Below are 4,023 nucleotides of genomic sequence, written 5' to 3'. Positions count from 1 at the left end.
GCGCCGGCCGGCGCCGTCGTATTCGTATTCGGTGACTTTGGCCTGGGCGGTATTGGCCGCTTCGGTCACCCGCACCTTCTGGCCCTGGGCGTCGTAGTCGTAGGCGGTGGTCAGCTTGAGCCCGTCCGGGTCGACGATGACGGCTTGCAGCCGGCCATTGGCGTCGTAGCGGCTTTCGGTGACCCGCCCGCCCGGCTCGGTCTGCCGCAGCGCGCGGCCCTGGGCGTCGTACGTGGTTTGGGTGATCAGCTTGAGGCCGTCGGGGTCGACGGTGCGGCTGAGCGCGCGTCCGGCGGCGTCGTATTGGTAGACGGTCTTGACGCCGCGGATGTCAGTGCTGATGGCCAGTTGGCCGGCGCTGTCGTAGCCGCTGCTGGTCGTGCCGGCCGGGGTGGTGGTGGACAGCAGCTGGCCGTCGCGGTTGTACTGGTAAGTGGTGGCATTGCCGCGCGGGTCGATCAGCTTGACGGTTTCGCCGTAGCCGTTCTGCTGGCTGACGGTCTGGATGCCGCCCGGCTGGGTGACGGTCACCGTGCCGGCCGCGTCGTCGTAGACGGTGGCGGTGACGTGGCCGAGCGCGTCGGTGTGGCTCAGCGCGCGGCCGAAGGCGTCGTAGGCGGTGGTTTGGCTGCCGCCTTGCGGGTCGCGGACGGCGAGCTGGCGGCCGAGCTTGTCATAGTCGATATGGCGCGGGTTGCCGTTGGCGTCGATGCTGTCGGTGAGCCGGCCGAAGGCGTCGTAGCGGGCCTGGGTTTGCAGCGCCAGGCCTTCGGCGTCGGCGGTCTGGCCGACGGCCTGGCCGCGGCGGTCGTAGGCTGTGCGTTGCAGCGCGCTGCGGTTGGCGTCCCGCCGCAGCCGGTGGCCGATGGCGTCGCCGAAGGCGTTATAGTCCCAGCGCTCGCGCTCGGCGCTCAGGCTGTCGCCGGCGGCGACGCGTTGGCCCAGGCGGTTGTACTGGCTGGTTTCGACGCTGTCGGCGGCGGTCTGCACGCCGGAGACCAGGGTCCCCAGGTCGTTGCGGGCGCCGCCGTTGAGCTTCGCCAGCTGGTCGGCGCTCAGCCGGGTGGCGTAGCGGCGGCTGTCGATGGCTTCGCCGAAGGCGTTGTAGCGGATCTCGCTGACTTCGCCCAGGCTGTTGAGGGTGTGGCTGAGCCGTCCTGCGCCGTCGTAGTAGTACAGGGTGCGGCGGCCGGCCCCGCCCTGGCCGTCGGGGCTCAGGCTGGCGGTGCGCTGGCCGCCGGCGTTGTAGTAGTGGCGGGTGCCCCAGCGCGACCAGACGGCTTCGATCTGCGCCGGCGTGGCGGCATCGCCGAGGGCGGCCAGCGCCTGCGCGCCTTCGCCGCCCAGGGTCTGGATCGCCCGCCCCTGGCTGTCGTAGCGGCTCAGCTGGCTGCGGCTGTCGGCCCCGGCGCTGCGGGTGGTGGCGGTGAGGTGGCCTTGCGCGTCGTACTGATAGGTGGTCACCAGACCGCCGGGCTGCGTCTCTTCGCGGATCAGTTGGCCGGCGCCGTCGTATTGCCGCAGCGTCTTGCGGTCGTTGCGGTCGGCCGCCGGGCGCAATTGCGCCAGGCTGTCGCCGGGGTTGGCGCGCTGGGCGTAGCGGAGGGTCTGGGCGACGCGGCCCTGGCCGTCGTAGACGGTTTCGCTGAGGTAGCCTTCGGCGTCCACTTGGCCGACGACGCGGCCTTCGCCGTCGTACAGGATTCGCGTGCGCTGGTCGGCGGCGCCGGCGGCCGGGCGGATGGCCGCCAGGGTGTCGCCGGCGTTGGCGCGCGCGGCGTAGCAGACGGTGTCGACGGCGTGGCCGGCGCCGTCGTAGCGGGTTTCGGTCAGGTAGCCCTCGCCGTCCAGCTGGCCGACCAGCAGGCCGTCGGCGTCGTAGAAGGCGCGGCTGGTTCGGTCGTTGGCGGCGTCGGCGGCGGGCTGGTTGGCGGCGTCGTCGGGGTTCGGTTCGCCGCTGGCCTGCGCCAGCGCCGCCAGCCGCTCGGCGGACAGCCGGTTGGCGTAGCGGGTGCTGGCGCGCAGCCGGTCGGCGGCGTCGTATTGATTGCGGGTGACCCCGCCTTCGGCGTCGATGGTCTGGACCAGCCGGCCCAGGCTGTCGTACAGCCGGTAGTCGACGCGGTCACCCGCCGGGTCGGCCGCCGGACGCAGGTCGGCCAGTTGCAGCGTGGCCGGGTCGCCGGCCAGCGCCGCCAGCTTCGCCCGGTTGGCGTAGCGGATCGTCGCGGTGACTTGGCCGTTGCCGTTGTAGCGCCATTCGGTGAGGCCGCCTTCGTTGTCGACCTGGCCGACCTTGCGGCCCAGGCCGTCGTAAACCAGATAGGTGACGGCGCCGTTGGCGTCGGTCAGCGTCACCGGCAGGCCTTGGGCGTTGTACTGGGTGCTGGCCGTGCCCAAGGCGCCGCCGGCGTCCTGCTGCAGCGCGCCGATCAACTGGCCGGCCGCGTCGTAGCTGCTGACGGTGGTGAGGCCGTTGCTGAGGCTGACCCGGGTCTGGCGCTGGGCGTCGTTGTAGACGGTGACGGTGGCGACGTTATTGCCGTCCACCGAGCGCAGCACGCGGTTGAGGCCGTCGTAAAGGTAGCTGGCGCGCGCCGCGCCGCTGCCGTCCAGCTGTTGCAGCAGGTTGCCGGCGGCGTCGTAGACGTAGCGGGTGATCACCTGGCGGCCGTCGGCGACGCCGTTGCCCTGGGCGTCCAGCGTCGCGTAGCGGGTGGTCTGCGCCGCCAGCCCGCGCAGGTCGTAGGCGGTGTCCAGCCGTTCGGTCCGCGCCGGGTCCTGTTTGGCGGCCCAGGCTTGCAGATCGGCTGCGGCGGTGTTGTCGTCGGCGCCGGCGATGCCGCCCTGGTAGGCCAGCCGGCTCACTTCCCGCCCCTGGGCGTCGTAGCGGTGTTCCACCACCCGCCCTTCGGCGCTGACGCTGAAGCGCAGATGCAGGCCGCTGGCGTCGTAGATCAGTCGGCTGGTGCCGACACCGGCGACGGTTTCGCTGATCAGCTGGTTCTGCGCGTTGTAGCGGCGGCTGGTTTGCCGTTGCTGCGCGTCGCGCGCGCCGACACGGTTGCCGGCGGCGTCGTAGTCGTAGTGGCTGCTCTGGCCCCGGCCGTCGGTGACGTCGCTGACCCGGGCGTGGCTGTCGTAGTTGTAGCGCTGCTCCACCCCGCCGCCGGCGAGGCGGCGCAGCTGGCCGTTGTCGTATTCGAGCTGGGTGGCCTGGTTGGCGGCGTCGGTGACGGTGGTGCGCCCGCCGCCGGCGTCGTAGTCGAAGCGGGTGGTCAGCGTCTGGCCGTCGCGCACGTCGCTGACGGTCTGGATCCGGTAGTCGGCCCCGACCTGGACGTAAGTGAAGTCGAGCCGGCTGCCGTCGCTCTGCTGCAGGCTGGCCACCCGGCGGCTGGCGCCGTCGTAGAGGTAGCGGGTGGTGTAGACCTGGCCGTCGGCCACGCTGTTGTCGTCGGGCGTGAGATCAGTGGCGACGCTGCTCAAACGGCCCTGGGCGTCGTAACCGTAGCGGGTGCGGGTCAGCGTCTGGCTCTGGCCATCCTTCAGGTACACCGTGCGCAGCTGGCTGAGCTGGCCCTGGGCGTCGTAGTCGACAAACAATGCTTCGCCGCCGGCGCGCTTCAGGCTGACGATGCGGCCGGCGCCGTCGTAGCCGACGTCCACCGTCTGGCCGTCGCGGTCCCGGGTCTGCTGCAGCCGGCCGCCGGCGTCGTAGCGCTCCTGCGCCTGGCTGGCGCCGTCGGTCCAGGTCCAGCCTTGCGCGTCGCCGCGCAAGGTGTCGTCGGCGCCGCCATCGCTGCGCTGCGAGACATACAGCCCGCGCCCGGCGTCGTAGGCGTACAGGGTGTCGCTGCCGTCCTCGGCGATGCGGTGGACGCTGCTGCCCGCCGTGTTCAGCGCGCCGGACAGGCCGCTCAGCTGGCGGCTGTAGCCCAGGCGCCAGTTGCCGGCGTCGCCGCCCTGGCCCTGGCTGTTGTAAGTGCGGATCAGGCCCAGCGGCAGGCCGCCGGCCAGGAA

General features: G+C 72.1%; 1 pseudogene. It reads right to left on the bottom strand.

Annotation, left to right across the window (positions count from 1 at the left end):
- Positions 1–4,023 (bottom strand): annotated as a pseudogene (locus tag VL52_RS25610) (RHS repeat protein); the annotation flags it as partial.

This window comes from Chromobacterium vaccinii (genome assembly GCF_000971335.1).
Lineage (GTDB): Bacteria > Pseudomonadota > Gammaproteobacteria > Burkholderiales > Chromobacteriaceae > Chromobacterium > Chromobacterium vaccinii.
The sequence above is the reverse complement of the archived record's forward strand: the minus strand, read 5'-3'. Positions and strand labels throughout refer to the sequence as shown.